Consider the following 16264-nt stretch of genomic DNA (forward strand, 5'->3'; position numbering starts at 1 on the left):
TTCCGAAAGTTCCGGGAAAGCGACATCAACGCGTTCCCGGATCGGAGCCGCGCTCGATGATCGCCGCCGCCTCGGCATAGCTGAAGCGTGCGGCGGGCACGCCGTAGCAGGCGGCGAACAGCAGGCGGTTGTCGAAGCGGCGGCGATGGCCGACCAGCATGCCGCGCCGGAGGATCGGCACCAGCCGGCCTTCGCGCGCGATCCGCATCGCCTCGTCGAACGCGACGCAGCGCCCTTGCTCGACCGCGGCGTCCCAGGCGCGGTTGAACCCGGCGGCATCCGGGCGCTGGCGCAGCCGCCGTGCGCTCTGCGGTGTCATGCCCACGGCGCGGGCCGCTGCGGCGACGCCGCCATGGCTTGCCAGTGCGGCGATGAAGGCGCGCTGGCGCTCGGCGCTCCAGCCATCGGCGCGCGGCGCGGTAGCGACCGGCACGAACGTGAAGGGATCGACGTCTTCCTCGGGCATGCAGCGGAGCATAGGCACGACGGCCTGCTGTAGGAAAGCGGATTTGTATCCGGTTTGTTCCGGATTGCCGCGGTCGCGGCTTTGCCGGACGTCGCGGCTGTGCCAGGGCGGGGCATGACGCTCGCCCCGCACATCCTCGTCGATGCCGATGCCTGTCCGGTGAAGGACGAGATCTACAAGGTCGCCTGGCGGCTGGAGGTGCCGGTGACGCTGGTGAGCAACGCGCATCTGCGCGTGCCGCAGCATCCGCTGATCCACCGCGTGGTGGTGAGCGACGGGTTCGACGCCGCCGATGACTGGATCGCCGAGCACAGCAATGGCGGATCGGTGGTGGTGACGGCGGACATCCTGCTCGCCGATCGCTGCCTCAAGGCGGGCGCGGCGGCGGTGCTCGCGCCCAACGGCAAGCCGTTCACCACCAGCTCGATCGGCAGCGCGGTGGCGGTGCGGGCGATCATGGCCGACCTGCGCGCCGGCGGCGACAGCATCGGCGGCCCGCCGCCGTTCGCCAAGGAAGACCGCTCGCGCTTCCTCTCGGCGCTCGATGCGGCGCTGGTGCGGGTGAAGCGCGGCTAGTCCGGTCTGGCGCTAGTGCAGCTTGGCGATCGACAGCCCGTCGAGCTTGGCGCGTTCCTTCACCGATTCCTCGCTGCGGGTCAGCGCCTTGGCGATCGCGCGGAGCGGCATGCCCTTCTTGGCGAGGGTGTGGAGCTTCTGCAGCTCATCGGGGCGCCAGGGCTGGCGGTGTCGTTCGAAGCGTTCGGCCATGGCGCCCGTTAGCCGATCTTCGTTGCCGGGGACATGGGGGTTCGGTCCTGGTCGCGCAGCGCGGCGGCGATGCGCTCGGCGCCGGCTTCGCTCATGCTGGCGATGTCGATCGGCCGCCCGCCCAGCGCCTCATCGACGCTGTTGAGGAAGGCGAGTGCCGTCTCGCGATCGGGGAAGCGCTGAAAGGCGAGCAGGGCGACGCGGGACTGGCGCGCGATGACGTCGGGCGCCAGCTTGGTGCGCACGGCGCCGCGGAAGCGCCGGCGGTCGCCCTCGTCGGATGTGGCGCCGACCTCGAGCCGGGTGATCGCGCCGGTCATGCGGCGACCGCGCGATCGAAGGTGCCATGGGCATGCTGCCACTGGCGGATGCGCTCGGCATAGGCGGCGGCAAGGGCGCGGTGCGCGGCGCGCGAGGCGACGCACGCCGCGGTGGCGGCGCGGCCCAGGGAGTTCTGATAGCGCGAAAGAAGATAGGCGAGGTCCATGGACAAACCCGTGCGGCGCAAGCGAGAACATGACGGACCCAGCCGCCGGCGCTTACGGATCGGAAGCCGGCGATGGACTCCATATGGGGGCGAGGCGGTCGTTTCACAACCGCAGCCGCCGGTCGCCGCCTAGGCCAGCGCGCGTTCGCCGTCGCGCAGCGTCAGCACCTCGACGCCGGTGGCGGTCACCGCCACGGTATGCTCGAACTGGGCGGAGAGCTTGCGGTCGTTGGTCACCACCGTCCAGCCATCGTCGAGCGTGGTGACCTTGCGGGTGCCCTGGTTGAGCATCGGCTCGATGGTGAAGGTCATGCCCTCGCGCAATTTCATGCCGGTGCCGGGGCGGCCGAAATGGAGGACCGAGGGCTCCTCGTGCATCTCGCGGCCGATGCCGTGGCCGCAATAGTCGCGGACGACGGCATAGCCGTGCTGCTTGGCGTGGCGCTCGATCGCGGCACCGATGTCGCCGAGGGTCGCGCCGGGGCGGACCTGGGCGATGCCCTTCCACAGCGCTTCCTGCGTCACCTTCACCAGCCGTCGCGCCTGGGGCGAGACCTCGCCGACCATGTAGGTCTTGCTCGAATCGGCGATGAAGCCGTTCTTTTCCAGCGTGATGTCGAGATTGAGGATGTCGCCGTCGCGGACGATCGTCGCGGCGTCGGGCACGCCGTGGCAGACCACCGCGTTCGGCGAGCAGTTGAGCACGAAGCCATAGCCATATTGCCCCTTGCTCGCGGGGCGGGCGCCGAGATCCTCGGTGATGTAGCGGTCGACCAGCGTGTCGATTTCCAGCGTCGACATGCCGGCGAGCGATGTCCGGTCGAGCATTGCGAACACCTGGGCGAGCAGGCGCCCGGACTGGCGCATCAGGTCGAGTTCGTGGGGATCCTTGATCACCTCAGGCGGCTTCGTAGGCCGGGGTGGAGACCTGCGCCTCGGCGAGCTGCCGGCGGACAATCTCGTGGAAGGGCAGGGTGGGGTTGGCCTCGGCCAGCATGCCGATCTTCATCCAATACTCGGCCTGGGCGTTGATCGAGCGGCACATCACCGCGCTGGCCCGGCGAGCCTCTTCATGCAGGTCGTCGTCGATTTTCACGATGCCCATCGGACCCTCCTAAAGCGATATGGATCGTATATGGTTCGTATGGTAGTCGGGGTCAATGCCCGTATGAGGGCGACTGAACAGGTTGCGTATCAAAGATACGCTGCATCGCGCCAAGACTTCACACCGGTGATGTGGACAGGATTTGCTCGCGCGGCGTGCTGCTGTAGAAGTTGCGGCAAGTATCCAAGCGTCAGGGGAAAGAAATGGGGATGTTGGTAAAGCTGGGCGGCGGGATCCTTCTCTCCGCGCTGGCGATGGGACCGGCCGCGTCGCAGGAAATGCCGCGCGATCTGCGCGATCTGGTGGGTGCGCGCGGCGGACAGGTCGAGAGCGAGCTCGGCCGGCGCGGCTATCGCTGGGTGTCGGTGGAGAGCGGGCGGGACCGCAAGTGGAGCAACTGGTGGAATGCAGCGACCCGCACCTGCGTGACCATCACCACGGCGGAGGGGCGCTATGTCGCGATCGCCACCAGCCCGCCCTCGTTGTGCCTCAAGGCGTCGGGGCAGGGCCAGGGTCCGAACGGCGGTGGCGGCGGCGGGCCGGGCTGGGGAATGCCGGGACAGGGCGGTAATGGCGGCGGCGGCGGACGGCTGACGCTGATCTGCTGGGGCGAGGGGCAGAAGCCCGGCACCAGCTTCCGCAGCGGCTATGTGTGGAACGATCGCACCCACCGGTACGAATCGTACAGCGCGATGGAGAACGTCCCCCAGCGGTTCGACTCCACCGTGCAGGTCGAGCTGCGGGGCGATCGCGGAAGCATTCGCCTGGCCGGCAAGCTGATCCCGCCGATCAACGCCGGTGGCCGGGACGGCTGGTGGGATCTGTATGACGTGCAGATGCGCCGCGACCGGATCACCGCGCAATATCGCCTCAACGGGCTCAACAAGCCGCGCGTCGACATCGACCGCCGCACCGGGCGGATCGCGATCGACGGGATCGAGCATTTCCGCGGCAGTTGCGACCAGGGCGACTGGAGCGGGAGCCGCAACAAGTTCTGAGGAGGAGAGGGCGTCGGACCGCGCCCTCTTCCTGGGGGGCTGGGACGATGCCGCGCGGCGCCCCATCATCCCTCCACCCCAAACCCCTCCTCCAAGGAGGAGGGGCGCAAGGAGCAGGATCAGCGCGGCAGCGCGGCGGCCTCGCGGGCCTTGGCTTCGACCTCTTCCAGCGAGCCGCTGGCGATCCAGCTGCCGCCGACGCAGAGTACCGGATCGAACGCCAGCCATTCGGGCGCGCTCGCCAGGCTGATGCCGCCGGTGGGGCAGAACTTCGCCTGGTAGAAGGGGGCGGCGAGCGCCTTCAGGGCCTTGAGCCCGCCCGAGGTCTCGGCCGGGAAGAACTTGAAGTGGCTGAGGCCGAGATCGAGGCCGCGCATGATGTCACCGGCATTGGCGGTGCCCGGCAGGTACGGCACGCCGCTCTTCACGATCGCATCGCCGAGGCGCTCGGTGAGGCCGGGGGAGACGATGAACTCGGCATCCTCCTTCATCACCTGCTCGAACTGCTGGGTGTTGACCACCGTGCCCGCGCCGACGATCGCGCCGGGGACCTGCTTCATCTCGCGGATCGCATCGAGCGCGGCCGGCGTGCGCATGGTCACTTCGAGCACGCGCAGGCCGCCCTTCACCAGCGCCTCGGCAAGCGGACGCGCCTTGGCGGCGTCGTCGATCACCAGCACCGGGATGACGGGTGCGGTGCGCATGATGGCTTCGATCGAAGGACGGGGTTCGCTCACTGTGCATGCTCCTGGGCGAAGGCGGCGGCTGCGCCGTAGAGGCCCGGCTGGGGATGGGTGATCAGCTTGACGGGGATCGTCGCCATCAGGGAGCGGAAGCGCCCCTTGGCGACGAATCGCTCGCCGAACCCCGATTGCAGCAGATGGTCCTTGAGGCGCAAGCCCAGACCGCCGGCGATCACCACCGCGGTCGGGCCATGGGCAAGCGCAAGATCGCCCGCCACCGCGCCGAGGCTCAGGCAGAAGCGGTCGAGTGCCGCGACTGCTAGGCTGTCCTTGCCCTCCAGTGCCAGCGTCCAGATCGCCTTGTCGTCGAGCCGCGCGACCGGCACGCCTTCCAGGTCCGCCAGCGTCTCGTAGATCGAGACGATCGCGGGGCCGGCGACCATGCGCTCCTTCGAGACGCGCTGATAGGTGCGGCGCAGGCGCTTGACCATCGCGTCCTCGATCGCGTCGAGCGGCGCGAAGTCGCTATGGCCGCCTTCGGTCGCGATGATGTCGTAGCCGCCGCGATGGCGGAACACCTGCGCGACGCCCAGGCCGGTGCCCGGGCCGCAGACGGTGATCGAGCCCTTGTCGGGCAGCGGCATCTCGGGGCCGCAAAGGTGGAGGAAGGAGTCGTCCTCGAGCTGGGCGACGGCATGGCCGATCGCTTCGAAATCGTTGACGATCGTCCAGGTATCGGCACCAAGCCGCTCCGGGATCAGCGGCGGGCGGATGATCCAGGGATTGTTGGTGAGCTTGATCAGGTCGTTGTTGATCGGCGAGGCGACTGCGATCGCCGCTGCCTTGGGGGTCGGGCGGCCGAGCTGCTCGCCGAACGCGCGCCAGGCGAGCTGAAGGCTCGGGTGTTCGGCGACCTTCTGGGTGATCGGCTCGCTCATCGAGACGACGCGGCCTTCGGCCACCTCTGCGACGGCGAAGCGCGCGTGGGTGCCACCAATGTCGACGGCGACGACTTCCATCCGAATTCGATCCTCTCTCTACCGCCCCTGTCAACGTTGCCAGTGGGCGGGGCTCTTCTTCCCGTCCGCCGCGCGGATGTAAAGTCCGCGGGGCGTCGGCGATAGGATTTACATGCGTTACAAGCTTAGAGACTGGCCTCGTGCAGCATCGCCGAGGCGCCCTTTTCGGCCTCGTCGCAATAGTGCCGCATCATCGCGAACAGCTCGCGGCCGGTGCCGATGGCAGGGGGCGGGGCGGCGGCATGGTCGCGTGCATCCCACTCGTCGGCGGGGACCAGCGCTTCCAGCGTACCGGCCTCGGCATCGAGGCGGAGGATGTCGCCGTCGCGCACCTTGCCGATCGGGCCGCCGCCCAGTGCTTCCGGCGACAGATGGATCGCCGCCGGCACCTTGCCGCTGGCGCCCGACATCCGCCCGTCGGTGACCAGCGCCACCTTGAACCCGCGGTTCTGGAGGACGCCGAGCTGCGGCGTGAGCTTGTGCAGCTCGGGCATGCCGTTGGCGCGCGGGCCCTGGAAGCGGACCACGACGATCACGTCGCGCTCCAGCTCGCCGGCCTTGAACGCCTCCAGCACTTCGAGCTGGTCCGAGAAGACGCGGGCAGGGGCCTCGATGATCCAGCGCTCGCGCTCGACCGCCGAGACCTTGATGCAGGCGCGGCCGATATTGCCCTTGAGGATGCGGAAGCCGCCCTCGGGCGAGAAGGCGGTCTCGACCGTACGGACGATGTTCTCGTCATTGCTCTTCTCGCCATGCTCGGTCCAGACCAGCGCGTCCTCGACGATGTCGGGCTTGCGGCCATAGGCGGCCATGCCGTCCTTGGCGATGGTCAGCGCGTCGCCGTGCATCAGCCCGGCGCGCAGCAGCTCTTTGATGACGAAGGACGGACCGCCGGCATCCTCGAACTGGTTCACGTCCGCGGAGCCGTTCGGATAGACGCGGGTCATCAGCGGCACGACGCGCGACAGGCGATCGAAATCCTCCCAGTCGATGACGATGCCGGCCGCGCGCGCGAAGGCGGGGACGTGGATCAGATGGTTGGTCGAGCCGCCGGTCGCGAGCAGCACGATGGCGGCGTTCACGATCGCCTTCTCGTCGACGACATGGCCGATCGGGCGATAATCGTCGCCGTTCCAGCCGATCTCGGCAAGGCGGTGGACGGCGTGGCGGGTCAGTTCCTGGCGCAGCTTGGTCTGCGGGTTGGCGAAGGCGGCACCGGGGACGTGGAGGCCCATTGCCTCCATCATCATCTGGTTCGAGTTGGCGGTGCCGTAGAAGGTGCAGGTGCCCTTGCCGTGATAGGCGGCGATCTCGGATTCGAGCAGTTCCTCGCGGGTCGCCTTCCCCTCGGCATAGCGCTCGCGGACGGCGGCCTTTTCCTTGTTCGCCAGGCCCGAGCGCATCGGGCCGCCGGGGATCAGCACCATCGGCAGATGGCCGAAGCGCAGCGCGCCCATCAGCAGGCCCGGCACGATCTTGTCGCAGATGCCGAGCAGCGCCGCGCCTTCGAACACGCGGTGGCTGAGCGACACCGCGGTCGCCATCGCGATGGTGTCGCGGCTGAACAGCGAGAGCTCCATGCCCTGATAGCCCTGGGTCACGCCGTCGCACATCGCCGGCACGCCGCCCGCCACCTGCGCGGTGGCGCCGGCCTCCAGCGCCCACACCTTCATCTGCTCGGGATAGCGATAATAGGGCGCGTGGGCCGAGAGCATGTCGTTGTACGCGGTGACGATGCCGATGTTCATCCGCGTGCCGGACTTCAGTTCCTCGCGCTGCTCCTCGGTGCCGGCATAGGCATGGGCGAGGTTGGCGCAGCCGAGCTTCGGCCGGTCATTGCCCGATTCGCGCTCGCGGCGGATGAGGTCGAGATAGGCGGCGCGGCCGGCCTTGGACCGTTCGAGGATGCGATCGGTGACCGCCGCGATTTCGGCGTGCAGCGTTGCCATTTACAGGCTCCAGTGGATGTCGACGGGCAGTTCGGTCTCGGCAAGGACGCGGCCGATCGGCAGGGTCGAGCCGGCGCCTTCGGAAATTGCGCGCTCGAGCACGTCCTTCTTCTCCTGGCCGGTGATCGCGATCATCAGCGCGCGCGCCGAGACGATCGCGGCGAGCGAGAGCGACACGCGGGCAACCGGGGCCTCGGGCGGCAGCGGATCGGGCAGCACGCCCAGCGCACGGCGCTCCTTGGGGCCGGTCAGCGCTTCCTGCAGGTCGGGACCCGGGAAGATCGAGGCGGTGTGGCCATCGGCGCCCATGCCGAGCAGGCAAAGGTCGAGCGGCCAGTGGAAGTCCTGGAGGCGCGCATCGGCGGCGCGACCTGCGGCCTTGTAGTCGTCGGCCTTCTCGCTGACCACCGGGATGACGCGGGCGCCGAGCGGCAGGAACACCTTGGCGAGGCCGGTGACGTTCGACATCGGATCGCCCATCGGCACGATGCGATCGTCGGTGGGGAGGATCGTCACGCGCTTCCAGTCGAGCTTGGCCTTGCTCAGCTTGGCGTAGATCGGGCCGGGGGTGCGGCCGCCGGCAAGTGCGATGACCGCGGCGCCGCGCGCGTCGATCGCGCTTTCGATGATGAACTGGACGTCGCCGGCGAGCGCGTCGCCCATCTCGGCGCTGTCGTCATAGTCCCACCATTCGATTTCGGTCGTCATGTCAGCTCCTTGGATTTTGGTGGGACCGGGTCAACGGCTCGGTCGCCGTGCGGGTCCGATATAGGGTAGGTTGGGCGATTTGGCACGAACGCGCGGGAGGTCCCTCTAGCTGTCATCCCCGCGAAGGCGGGGATCCATTCGCCTGTGCGCTCTGGGGAAAGAACCGACGCCGCCAGGGCAATGGATCCCCGCCTTCGCGGGGATGACAACTGCCTGGGAGGCGGTTCGGACTTTTCCATCACGCCGCCTTGGCCCCGCTCATTCGTGCCAGTGCACCCCGTCGCGCTCGGTGAGCGCGATCGAGAGCGAGGGTCCCCAGCTGCCGGAGGCATAGGGCTTGGGCTTGAGGTCGTTCGCCTCCCAGCCGGCGCGGATCGCGTCGATCCATTCCCACTGCGCTTCCACCTCGTCGCGGCGGACGAACAGCGTGGGGTCACCCTCGATCAGATCGAGCAGCAGGCGCTCATAGGCGATGCGGCGGGTGGTGCCGGCGAATTCGGTGTCGAGGCTGAGGTTGAGCGGCACTTCGCGCAGGCGATAGCCTTCGCGGTCGAGGCCCGGCTGCTTGGCCATCACCAGCAGCTGGACATATTCCTCGGGCTGGAGGCGGATGACCAGCGCGTTGGGCTGGAGCATGCCGCCGCGCTCGGCGAAGATCGAGTGCGGCACCGGCTTGAACTGGATGACGATTTCCGAGCGGCGCTCGGCCAGGCGCTTGCCGGTGCGCAGGTAGAAGGGCACGCCCTGCCAGCGCCAGTTGTCGACATGCGCCTTGATCGCGACGAACGTCTCGGTGCGCGAGTCCTTGCCGAGATCGGTGGCATAGTCGCGGACGATCTGGCCCTTCACCGCGCCGCCGCCATATTGGCCGATCACGGTCATGTTCGGCGCCTCGGCGAGCGGAATCTTGCGCAGCGAGCGCAGCACCTTGACCTTCTCGTCGCGCACCGCGGTGCCGTCGAGGCGGGCAGGGGGCTCCATCGCGATCAGCGCGACGAGCTGGAGCATGTGGTTCTGCACCATGTCGCGCAGCGCGCCGGTGTCTTCGTAGAATCCGGCGCGACCTTCGAGACCCACCGTCTCGGAAACGGTGATCTGCACGCTGTCGATGCCGCGGGCGTTCCACACCGGCTCGAACAGCGAGTTGCCGAAGCGCAGCGCCAGGATGTTCTGGACGGTTTCCTTGCCGAGATAATGGTCGATCCGGAAGGTACGCTCCTCGGGGAAGGCCTCCGCGACGATGTCGTTGATCTCGCGGCTGGAGGCGAGGTCGCGGCCGAGCGGCTTCTCCAGGCTGATGCGGACATTCTCGCCGGTGAGACCGGCCGATTCGAGGCCCTTGATGGTCGGGCCGAACAGCCAGGGCGCGGTCGACAGGAAGATGGCGAGTCCGCCCGAGATGTCGCCGATCTTCTCCTTCAGCGCGGCGTAGCCCTCGACCTGCGAGGCATCGAGCGTCTGGTAGAAGAGGCGCTGGAGGAAGCCCTGGACAGCGCTGTCGTCCTTGCGGTCGGCGGGCAGGAACTGGTCGAGCGCCTTGGCGGCGAAGGCGCGGAAGGCGTCGTCGTCATGGTCCGACCGCGCGGTGCCGGTGATGGTGAGGCCGGGGGGGAGCAGGCCGTCGGCATGCAGCGCATAGAGCGACGGCAGCAGCATCCGCTGCGCGAGATCGCCGGTGGCACCGAACAGAAGCAATTTGCCGACGGGCTGCTGCATCATTTCCCTCTCGATTGGTTCGGCCCGCGAGACACCAATGCGGCCAAAAGATCAAGCCGGAGGGGGTGAATAGGTATGCGCACGCGGGAAATTTTGATGCATTATTCCCCTCCCGCGGCGCGGGAGGGGAAGAAAGGTCAGAGCACCAGGCCTGCGGTTGGGTCCAGCCCGGCCATGATGTTGAGGTTCTGCACCGCGGCGCCGGCGGCGCCCTTGCCGAGATTGTCGAGCGTGGCGATCAGCCGCGCCTGGCGGGTCTCGTCATTGCCGAAGACGCGGACCGACAGGCGGTCGGTCCCGGCATTTTCCTCGAGGGTGACGGTCGGCACGTCGGCCGGCAGCACCTGCACGACGGGCGAGTCGCGATAGGCGTCGCGCAGCACATTCTCGAGCGATTCGACCGACGGCTTGCGGGTAAAGGCATAGAGCGGCAGCGGCACTTCCACGACCATGCCGCGATAGGTGCGGGCGACCGAGGGCATGAAGATCGGCGGATTCACGATCCGCGCATGCTTCTGCATCTCGGGCACATGCTTGTGCGCGAGCGACAGGCCATAGGGGCGAAAGGCGGTTTCGGTACGGTCCGGGCCGTCGCCCTCGAACTCGGCGATCATCGCGCGGCCGCCGCCCGAATACCCCGACACGGCGTTCACGCTCAGCGGGAAGTCGTGCGGAATCAGCCCGGCGCGGATCAGCGGACGGACGAGCGCGAGGAATCCGGTGGGATAGCAGCCGGGATTGCTCACCCGTGACGCTTCGGCAATCGCCGAGGCCTGGCCGGGTTCGAGCTCGGCAAAGCCATAGGTCCACTCGGCCGCCGTGCGATAGGCGGTCGAGGCGTCGATCACGCGCGTGGTGTCGTTGCGGATCATCGCCACCGCCTCGCGCGCCGCATCGTCGGGCAGGCAGAGGATGACGAAATCGGCCGCGTTCAGCGCTTCCTCGCGCTTCTTCGGATCCTTGCGATCCTGGTCGCCGAGGACCATCACCTCGATCTCCGAACGGCCGGCGAGCCGCTCGCGAATCTCGAGGCCGGTGGTGCCGGCGGCGCCGTCGATGAACACCCGCGCGATCATTCGGTCTCCCCCAAGGCCGATGCGTCGACATAGCCCACCAGGCCAGGCCCTGGTGCGACACCCCAGGCGTTGGTGCCGGCGAACTCGAGCGCCTCGAACACATCGCCCTTGCGCAGGATGGCGAGCGCGGGTTCGTCGCCGCGCGCGGTCATCCGCAGCGGCGTCTCGAAATGGATCAGGCGGGGCATCGGCGCTGCATAATGCGGCGCGAACACACGGCCTGCGAGGCGGATGTCCGCCAGATCGGGGCGGACGGCTTCCACCCGGGGATCGATGGCGACCGAACGGCCGCCGAGCGCCAGACGCTTACGCGTCGGCGTCTGCTGGGACTGGCTCGCTGAGGTGGTTGCCAGCGAGGAAATGCCCGAACTCTGCAAGAAACTCTGCCCCTTCCGCGGTGCGCGCTACGAAAATGTTGCGCTTGTCGGTGTCGTCGCGCTGGCGGCGCAGATAGCCGAGCGTGCCCAGACGATTCAAGGCACGCGTGACCACCGGCTTCGAGACGTTCAGCGCCCGCGCCAGACCGCGCACCGTATGGGGGCCAGGATCGAGATACACAAGCATCAGCAACGCCATCTGGCGGTTGGTGAGGTCTGGTTCGCCCGATCGAACGTAATCGATCAGGGTATTCTTCCACCCGGAGAGGGTCTGTTCGGACATAGCGTTCACAGCATCACTCGTTCGTTTCAGGCCCGGCACGGCATCGAACCGGAGAAACAAACGCGTATTTTGCAACTAGGTTTCAGTGCGCGGGCGAAATGTTGTGCGAAATTCGGGTGAAAATGCAGGCACGCCATGGAGTTGCGGCCTGGCGCTCGGGATCTGCGGGGGCAGGCCGGCCGATGCGGGCGCGGAACAGGCGGTTGATTGCCGGGGGTTGCTCGCCTATGTCGCGCCCTTCGCTAACGGGCACCGGATTTCATGTTCACCTTCCTCCTCGTCGTACAGTTCATCATCGCCGCCCTGCTGGTGGGGGTGATTCTCGTTCAGAAGTCGGAGGGTGGCGGTCTCACCTCGGGCGGCAGCCCGGCCGGGCTCATGTCGGCGCGCGGCGCGGCGGACTTCCTGACCCGTCTGACCTCGATCCTCGCCACGGCGTTCATCCTGATGAGCATCGTGCTCGCCTTCCTGGCGGCGACCCGGCACTCGACCAAGATCGACGCCGGCCTGCAGAAGGCGCCCGCCGCCGTCGCCCCGGTGACGATCCCGAGCGCCCCGGCGCCGACCGGCAACGACACGGCACCCACCGGCAACAGCGCGGTTCCGTTCAGCCAGTAAGCATCCGTAGTTCGCCGTGCTTGCGGCGAATTAACCGTAAAATTTGCGCAGCCGGCGGATTCTTACGCTTGCCGGTCTGCGCCCTTTGACGTTAGGCGTTTTCTCCCATGGCGCGGTACATCTTCATCACCGGCGGCGTGGTCTCCTCGCTCGGCAAGGGTCTCATGGCAGCGAGCCTCGCGGCGCTGCTCCAGGCCCGTGGCTATCGAGTCCGCATCCGCAAGTTCGATCCCTATCTCAACGTCGATCCCGGCACGATGTCGCCGCACCAGCATGGTGAGGTGTACGTCACCGACGACGGCGCCGAGACCGATCTCGACCTCGGCCATTACGAGCGCTTCACCGGCGTGACCGCGCGCCAGGCCGACAACGTCACCTCGGGCCGGATCTACAAGACGATCATCGAGCGCGAGCGCCGCGGCGACTATCTGGGCGCGACCGTGCAGGTCGTCCCGCACGTCACCGACGCGATCAAGGCCTTCGCCCAGGCGGAGACCGAGGATCTCGACTTCGTGCTGTGCGAGATCGGCGGCACGGTGGGTGACATCGAATCGCTGCCGTTCATCGAGGCAATTCGCCAGCTCCGCAACGATCTCGGCCGCGGCCAGACGGTCAGCATTCACGTGACGCTGGTGCCGTACATCGCGGCGGCGGGCGAGCTGAAGACCAAGCCGACCCAGCACAGCGTGCGTGAGCTCGCCGCGCTCGGCGTGCAGCCCGACGTGCTGGTGTGCCGCGCCGAACGCCCGCTGCCTGCCGGCGAGCGCGCCAAGATCGCCCAGTTCTGCAACGTGCCGGCCTCGGCGGTCATCCCCGCGCTCGACGCCAAGAGCATCTATGCGGTGCCGCTCCAGTATCACGGCGAAGGCCTCGACGTCGAAGTGCTCAAGGCGTTCGGCATCGAGCCGGGCGCGTCGCCCGACCTCAGCCGCTGGAGCGGCATCGTCGAGCGGCTGGAGAATCCCGAGGGGGAAGTCACCATCGGCGTGGTCGGCAAATATATGGGCGTGCCGGACGCCTATAAGTCGCTGACCGAGGCGTTGGTCCATGGCGGCATCGCCAACCAGGTGAAGGTCAACATCCAGTGGCTCGATGCCGAGCTGTTCGAGCAGGACCAGGCCGAGGTTGCCGCGATGCTCGAGCCGATGCACGGCATCCTCGTCCCCGGCGGCTTCGGTGAGCGCGGCAGCGAGGGCAAGATCGCCGGCGTGCGCTTCGCCCGCGAGCGGAACGTGCCGTTCTTCGGCATCTGCCTCGGCATGCAGATGGCCTGCATCGAGGGCGTCCGCGCCCAGGGCGTCGCCAACGCCTCGACCACCGAATTCGGCCCGACGGAAGAGCCGGTGGTCGGCATGATCACCGAATGGATGACCGCGGACGGCCTGCAGAAGCGCGAGGCCGGCGGCGATCTCGGCGGCACGATGCGGCTGGGCGCCTATACCGCGAAGCTCGGCGGCAACAGCGTCGTCGGTTCGATCTACGGCGGCGAGACGATCAGCGAGCGCCATCGCCACCGCTATGAGGTGAACACCGCCTACAAGCCGGTGCTGGAGGCGGGCGGGCTGGTCTTCTCCGGCATGTCGCCCGACGGCACGCTGCCCGAGATCGTCGAGCGGCCGGACCATCCCTGGTTCGTCGGCGTGCAGTTCCACCCGGAGCTCAAGTCCAAGCCGTTCGATCCGCACCCGCTGTTCGCGAGCTTCATCGCCGCGGCCGTGAAGCATTCGCGGCTCGTCTGAGCGCGTGCTGCGGCGTGCCGTTGTCGCCGGGCTGGCGCTGCTGGCGGTTGCCGCAGCGCCGGCGCCGCAGCAGGGGCGGGCGGTGCCCGGCCAGGTGCGCGTACGGCTGGTGACGAGCATGGGCGCGATCATTGTCGCGCTCGATGCGCGGCGGGCGCCCAAAACGGTCGCCAACTTCCTCGCCTATGTCGATGACGGGCGGCTGGAAGGCACGACCTTCTACCGCACCGCACGGCGCAAGACCGAGCCGAGCAAGGGCTTTATCCAGGGCGGCGTCGGCACCGATGCGCGCCGGATGCTCGATCCCTTGCCGCTGGAGCCGACCAGCAAGACGGGGCTCAAGCACCTGAGCGGCACCATCTCGATGGCGCACGGGCCGAACCCCAATTCGGCGAGCGGCAATTTCTCGATCATGGTCGGCGACAATCCGGGGCTCGACGCGCGCGGGGCGAACTTGGGCTTCGCGGCCTTCGGGCAGGTGATCGGCGGCATGGACGTGGTCCAGCGCATCCTGGCACTTCCCAGCGGCGGCGGGCGCGACGTGATGAAGGGGCAGATGATCCTCAAGCCGGTGACGATCGTGCGCGCCGAACGGCTGGACGGGGTGGCGAAGCCGACGGGGCGGGTGAAGCCGTGGCAGCTGGGGTTGAAGCCGACGAATTGAGCTTTAGTGGCGTGCCGTCGCTCCAGCCCTGTCCCCCGACAAGCGTTCGTCACGATCTCGTGGAATTGATGGTCCTGGGGGATCTGGAGATCGGAACGGAGGGGATCTTCATCGCTTCCGGCGGTTTCGCGATCCGTTCGTGCACGAGGGTGATCCTGTGAACGCGCGGCTGGTGAAACCGCAAATGCCACATGCCACGCCGGCCGCACCGCCGCATAGTCGCCCTCGGTTGTCCGATGGGTGCATGCTCAAGGCGCGCCGGCAGTCTGGCGGCGTTGTTGGCAGCGTAAATGCTATGATAGCACCCGGATATGGCGGCGCTTCAACTCAGACAGGCGGTGGCTTCACCGGCGTTGCGCGGGTTGATACGCGGCTACCAGCAGCGTGTCGGCACGATCGACGGATCCGGCATTGTCCTGCCCCTGCCGGCGCGTCCAAACAGCTTCATCGAGATCTATTTCGGCACCCCCTATCGCGCTGATAAAGGCGAAGGTTTCTCGGTGGTTGCCGATGCGATGATGGTCGGGGCGACGACCTGCCGCCACACCGATCTGCTGATGCAAGGGGATATTGGCGCCTTCAATATCCAGTTCGAGCCAAGCGGCCTGCAGCGCATGTTCGGTGTCGCGATGGTCGACAGGGCGGAAGCGGCGACCTGCGTCGGCGGCTGCCGGCTGCAGGGGTTGCGTGATGCCGTGCTGCGCGCGCCTGATTTCGAATCGCGTATCGGGGCCGCCGAACGCTGGCTCCATGCGCGCCTCGCGGACGTGCGGCCATATGACGAGGTCGACCATGCGGCGCGGCTGTTGCGGCGCGCCCGCGGTACGCTCAACCTGGACCAATTGGCGGCGGCAGCCGGGCTCGGGCGACGCCAACTGCAACGGCGCTTCCTCGCGCAAGTTGGAGTAACGCCAAAACTTTATGCGCGCATCGTCCGCTTTGACGCGTTGCTGTGTGAACGCGATGCCTGCCCGGATCGGCAATGGACCATGCTGTCGCAAGACTTTGGCTATTTCGATCAGGCGCATCTGCAGCGCGATTTCCACGCGTTTGCGGGCGCCGCACCGGGTGGCTTTGCCTCGCTGCTACCCGTTCTGCCGGCATGACCGAAATTTCCTAGTCTGCATGCCGGCAACTCGGCTTTATGCGCCGCAAAGCGTTAGAAGGAGCCGAAATGAACGCCGATGCCGATATCGCCACATGGCTTGATGAACATGAAGCGGCCTGGAATGCCAATGACGTGCCTGCGATGTTCGCGCGTTCGTCACCCGACCTTCAGTGGGTCAACGTGGTTGGCATGCACTGGCAAGGTCGGGACGCCGTGATCCAGGCGCACCAGATCTTTTTCAACATCATGTTCAACGATGTACCGATTAGCCTGCTGGGTCTGGACAGCATCGTGCGGCTGGGCGACGGAACGCGCATCGCCGTCGCTCGGTGGCGATTGGGGGATTACGCGACCCCGCAAGGCCATCGCGTCACCGATGAAGCTAACCGCATGACCCTGGTCTTCTCGGGCAAGAACGAAACCCTGCAGTTGCGGCATGTCGCCAATCTGCGGATCGATGCCAACGCTGCCCCGCACGATCCCATTCACGCCGGGTAATC

General features: G+C 67.5%; 21 protein-coding genes. 7 read left to right on the top strand and 14 right to left on the bottom strand.

Annotation, left to right across the window (positions count from 1 at the left end):
• Positions 1 to 25: 25 nt before the first annotated feature.
• The gene (locus QZ814_RS04595; protein WP_294329906.1) at positions 26 to 466 is read right to left on the bottom strand and encodes a hypothetical protein; all 441 of its coding nucleotides are present in this window, start codon (positions 464 to 466) and stop codon (positions 26 to 28) included.
• Positions 467 to 580: 114 nt separating this feature from the next.
• On the opposite strand from QZ814_RS04595, the gene QZ814_RS04600 reads away from it, so the two are divergent.
• Positions 581 to 1042, top strand: a complete 462-nt coding sequence (locus tag QZ814_RS04600) for a YaiI/YqxD family protein (protein WP_294329907.1) — start codon at positions 581 to 583, stop codon at positions 1040 to 1042.
• A gap of 12 nt (positions 1043 to 1054) precedes the next feature.
• Here the strand turns inward: QZ814_RS04600 and QZ814_RS04605 are convergent, their stop codons facing one another.
• The 5 genes from QZ814_RS04605 to QZ814_RS04625 form a co-directional block, all read right to left on the bottom strand.
• Positions 1055 to 1234, bottom strand: a complete 180-nt coding sequence (locus QZ814_RS04605) for a hypothetical protein (RefSeq protein WP_010543827.1) — start codon at positions 1232 to 1234, stop codon at positions 1055 to 1057.
• Positions 1235 to 1242: 8 nt separating this feature from the next.
• Positions 1243 to 1554: a hypothetical protein gene (locus QZ814_RS04610; protein WP_294329908.1), complete on the bottom strand. Its 312-nt coding sequence runs from the start codon at positions 1552 to 1554 to the stop codon at positions 1243 to 1245.
• The gene (locus tag QZ814_RS04615; RefSeq protein WP_294329909.1) at positions 1551 to 1721 is read right to left on the bottom strand and encodes a hypothetical protein; all 171 of its coding nucleotides are present in this window, start codon (positions 1719 to 1721) and stop codon (positions 1551 to 1553) included. Before QZ814_RS04615 ends, QZ814_RS04610 begins: the two co-directional genes overlap by 4 nt.
• A gap of 129 nt (positions 1722 to 1850) precedes the next feature.
• Entirely contained in the window at positions 1851 to 2618 is a 768-nt protein-coding gene (gene map / locus QZ814_RS04620; protein ID WP_294329910.1) for a type I methionyl aminopeptidase, read from the bottom strand.
• A gap of 1 nt (position 2619) precedes the next feature.
• Positions 2620 to 2826: a ParD-like family protein gene (locus QZ814_RS04625; protein ID WP_294329911.1), complete on the bottom strand. Its 207-nt coding sequence runs from the start codon at positions 2824 to 2826 to the stop codon at positions 2620 to 2622.
• A 203-nt stretch (positions 2827 to 3029) separates the two neighbouring features.
• Here QZ814_RS04625 and QZ814_RS04630 point away from each other — a divergent pair, with 203 nt between their 5' ends.
• On the top strand, positions 3030 to 3824 hold the full coding sequence (locus QZ814_RS04630; RefSeq protein ID WP_294329912.1) for a hypothetical protein: 795 nt from the start codon (positions 3030 to 3032) through the stop codon (positions 3822 to 3824).
• A gap of 119 nt (positions 3825 to 3943) precedes the next feature.
• On the opposite strand, the gene eda is transcribed toward QZ814_RS04630, so the two are convergent.
• The 8 genes from eda to QZ814_RS04670 form a co-directional block, all read right to left on the bottom strand.
• On the bottom strand, positions 3944 to 4528 hold the full coding sequence (gene eda, locus QZ814_RS04635; protein WP_294329977.1) for a bifunctional 4-hydroxy-2-oxoglutarate aldolase/2-dehydro-3-deoxy-phosphogluconate aldolase: 585 nt from the start codon (positions 4526 to 4528) through the stop codon (positions 3944 to 3946).
• A gap of 29 nt (positions 4529 to 4557) precedes the next feature.
• Positions 4558 to 5526 (bottom strand): glucokinase, encoded by a 969-nt coding sequence (locus tag QZ814_RS04640; RefSeq protein WP_294329913.1) that lies wholly within the window; start codon positions 5524 to 5526, stop codon positions 4558 to 4560.
• A gap of 125 nt (positions 5527 to 5651) precedes the next feature.
• A complete protein-coding gene (gene edd, locus QZ814_RS04645; RefSeq protein ID WP_294329914.1) occupies positions 5652 to 7475 on the bottom strand; it encodes a phosphogluconate dehydratase in 1824 nt (607 codons plus the stop codon).
• Complete coding sequence (gene pgl / locus QZ814_RS04650) at positions 7476 to 8183, bottom strand: 6-phosphogluconolactonase (protein WP_294329915.1); 708 nt, start codon at positions 8181 to 8183, stop codon at positions 7476 to 7478. It abuts the gene before it with no gap.
• Between the two features lie 258 nt (positions 8184 to 8441).
• On the bottom strand, positions 8442 to 9902 hold the full coding sequence (gene zwf / locus QZ814_RS04655; RefSeq protein WP_294329916.1) for a glucose-6-phosphate dehydrogenase: 1461 nt from the start codon (positions 9900 to 9902) through the stop codon (positions 8442 to 8444).
• 134 nt (positions 9903 to 10036) lie between these two features.
• Positions 10037 to 10975, bottom strand: a complete 939-nt coding sequence (gene argC / locus QZ814_RS04660; RefSeq protein ID WP_294329917.1) for an N-acetyl-gamma-glutamyl-phosphate reductase — start codon at positions 10973 to 10975, stop codon at positions 10037 to 10039.
• Complete coding sequence (locus QZ814_RS04665; protein ID WP_365898116.1) at positions 10972 to 11352, bottom strand: SH3 domain-containing protein; 381 nt, start codon at positions 11350 to 11352, stop codon at positions 10972 to 10974. Before QZ814_RS04665 ends, argC begins: the two co-directional genes overlap by 4 nt.
• Positions 11282 to 11635 carry a MarR family transcriptional regulator gene (locus tag QZ814_RS04670; RefSeq protein ID WP_294329918.1) on the bottom strand — a complete coding sequence of 118 codons (354 nt, stop codon included), beginning with the start codon at positions 11633 to 11635 and terminating at the stop codon, positions 11282 to 11284. Before QZ814_RS04670 ends, QZ814_RS04665 begins: the two co-directional genes overlap by 71 nt.
• Positions 11636 to 11896: 261 nt before the next feature.
• Between QZ814_RS04670 and secG the strand changes: the two genes are divergently transcribed.
• The 5 genes from secG (at position 11897) to QZ814_RS04695 (ending at position 16262) form a co-directional block, all read left to right on the top strand.
• Entirely contained in the window at positions 11897 to 12253 is a 357-nt protein-coding gene (gene secG / locus QZ814_RS04675; protein WP_294329919.1) for a preprotein translocase subunit SecG, read from the top strand.
• A 107-nt stretch (positions 12254 to 12360) separates the two neighbouring features.
• Entirely contained in the window at positions 12361 to 13992 is a 1632-nt protein-coding gene (locus QZ814_RS04680) for a CTP synthase (RefSeq protein ID WP_294329920.1), read from the top strand.
• A 4-nt stretch (positions 13993 to 13996) separates the two neighbouring features.
• Positions 13997 to 14656 (top strand): peptidylprolyl isomerase, encoded by a 660-nt coding sequence (locus QZ814_RS04685; protein WP_294329921.1) that lies wholly within the window; start codon positions 13997 to 13999, stop codon positions 14654 to 14656.
• A 311-nt stretch (positions 14657 to 14967) separates the two neighbouring features.
• Entirely contained in the window at positions 14968 to 15762 is a 795-nt protein-coding gene (locus QZ814_RS04690; RefSeq protein ID WP_294329922.1) for a helix-turn-helix domain-containing protein, read from the top strand.
• A gap of 68 nt (positions 15763 to 15830) precedes the next feature.
• Positions 15831 to 16262, top strand: a complete 432-nt coding sequence (locus QZ814_RS04695; RefSeq protein ID WP_294329923.1) for an SgcJ/EcaC family oxidoreductase — start codon at positions 15831 to 15833, stop codon at positions 16260 to 16262.
• Positions 16263 to 16264: the final 2 nt, after the last annotated feature.

Origin of the sequence: uncultured Sphingomonas sp. (assembly GCF_913777625.1) — a bacterium.
Lineage (GTDB): Bacteria > Pseudomonadota > Alphaproteobacteria > Sphingomonadales > Sphingomonadaceae > Sphingomonas.

Bases quoted from the DNA above. Each gene is read 5' to 3' on its own strand.
- QZ814_RS04625 (WP_294329911.1), bottom strand. From the start codon at position 2,826: ATGGGCATCGTGAAAATCGACGACGACCTGCATGAAGAGGCTCGCCGG.
- QZ814_RS04690 (WP_294329922.1), top strand. From the start codon at position 14,968: ATGGCGGCGCTTCAACTCAGACAGGCGGTGGCTTCACCGGCGTTGCGC.
- eda (WP_294329977.1), bottom strand. From the start codon at position 4,528: ATGCGCACCGCACCCGTCATCCCGGTGCTGGTGATCGACGACGCCGCC.
- QZ814_RS04680 (WP_294329920.1), top strand. From the start codon at position 12,361: ATGGCGCGGTACATCTTCATCACCGGCGGCGTGGTCTCCTCGCTCGGC.
- QZ814_RS04695 (WP_294329923.1), top strand. From the start codon at position 15,831: ATGAACGCCGATGCCGATATCGCCACATGGCTTGATGAACATGAAGCG.
- QZ814_RS04595 (WP_294329906.1), bottom strand. From the start codon at position 466: ATGCCCGAGGAAGACGTCGATCCCTTCACGTTCGTGCCGGTCGCTACC.
- secG (WP_294329919.1), top strand. From the start codon at position 11,897: ATGTTCACCTTCCTCCTCGTCGTACAGTTCATCATCGCCGCCCTGCTG.
- QZ814_RS04610 (WP_294329908.1), bottom strand. From the start codon at position 1,554: ATGACCGGCGCGATCACCCGGCTCGAGGTCGGCGCCACATCCGACGAG.
- QZ814_RS04605 (WP_010543827.1), bottom strand. From the start codon at position 1,234: ATGGCCGAACGCTTCGAACGACACCGCCAGCCCTGGCGCCCCGATGAG.
- QZ814_RS04640 (WP_294329913.1), bottom strand. From the start codon at position 5,526: ATGGAAGTCGTCGCCGTCGACATTGGTGGCACCCACGCGCGCTTCGCC.
- QZ814_RS04630 (WP_294329912.1), top strand. From the start codon at position 3,030: ATGGGGATGTTGGTAAAGCTGGGCGGCGGGATCCTTCTCTCCGCGCTG.
- QZ814_RS04615 (WP_294329909.1), bottom strand. From the start codon at position 1,721: ATGGACCTCGCCTATCTTCTTTCGCGCTATCAGAACTCCCTGGGCCGC.
- zwf (WP_294329916.1), bottom strand. From the start codon at position 9,902: ATGATGCAGCAGCCCGTCGGCAAATTGCTTCTGTTCGGTGCCACCGGC.
- QZ814_RS04670 (WP_294329918.1), bottom strand. From the start codon at position 11,635: ATGTCCGAACAGACCCTCTCCGGGTGGAAGAATACCCTGATCGATTAC.
- QZ814_RS04600 (WP_294329907.1), top strand. From the start codon at position 581: ATGACGCTCGCCCCGCACATCCTCGTCGATGCCGATGCCTGTCCGGTG.
- pgl (WP_294329915.1), bottom strand. From the start codon at position 8,183: ATGACGACCGAAATCGAATGGTGGGACTATGACGACAGCGCCGAGATG.
- edd (WP_294329914.1), bottom strand. From the start codon at position 7,475: ATGGCAACGCTGCACGCCGAAATCGCGGCGGTCACCGATCGCATCCTC.
- argC (WP_294329917.1), bottom strand. From the start codon at position 10,975: ATGATCGCGCGGGTGTTCATCGACGGCGCCGCCGGCACCACCGGCCTC.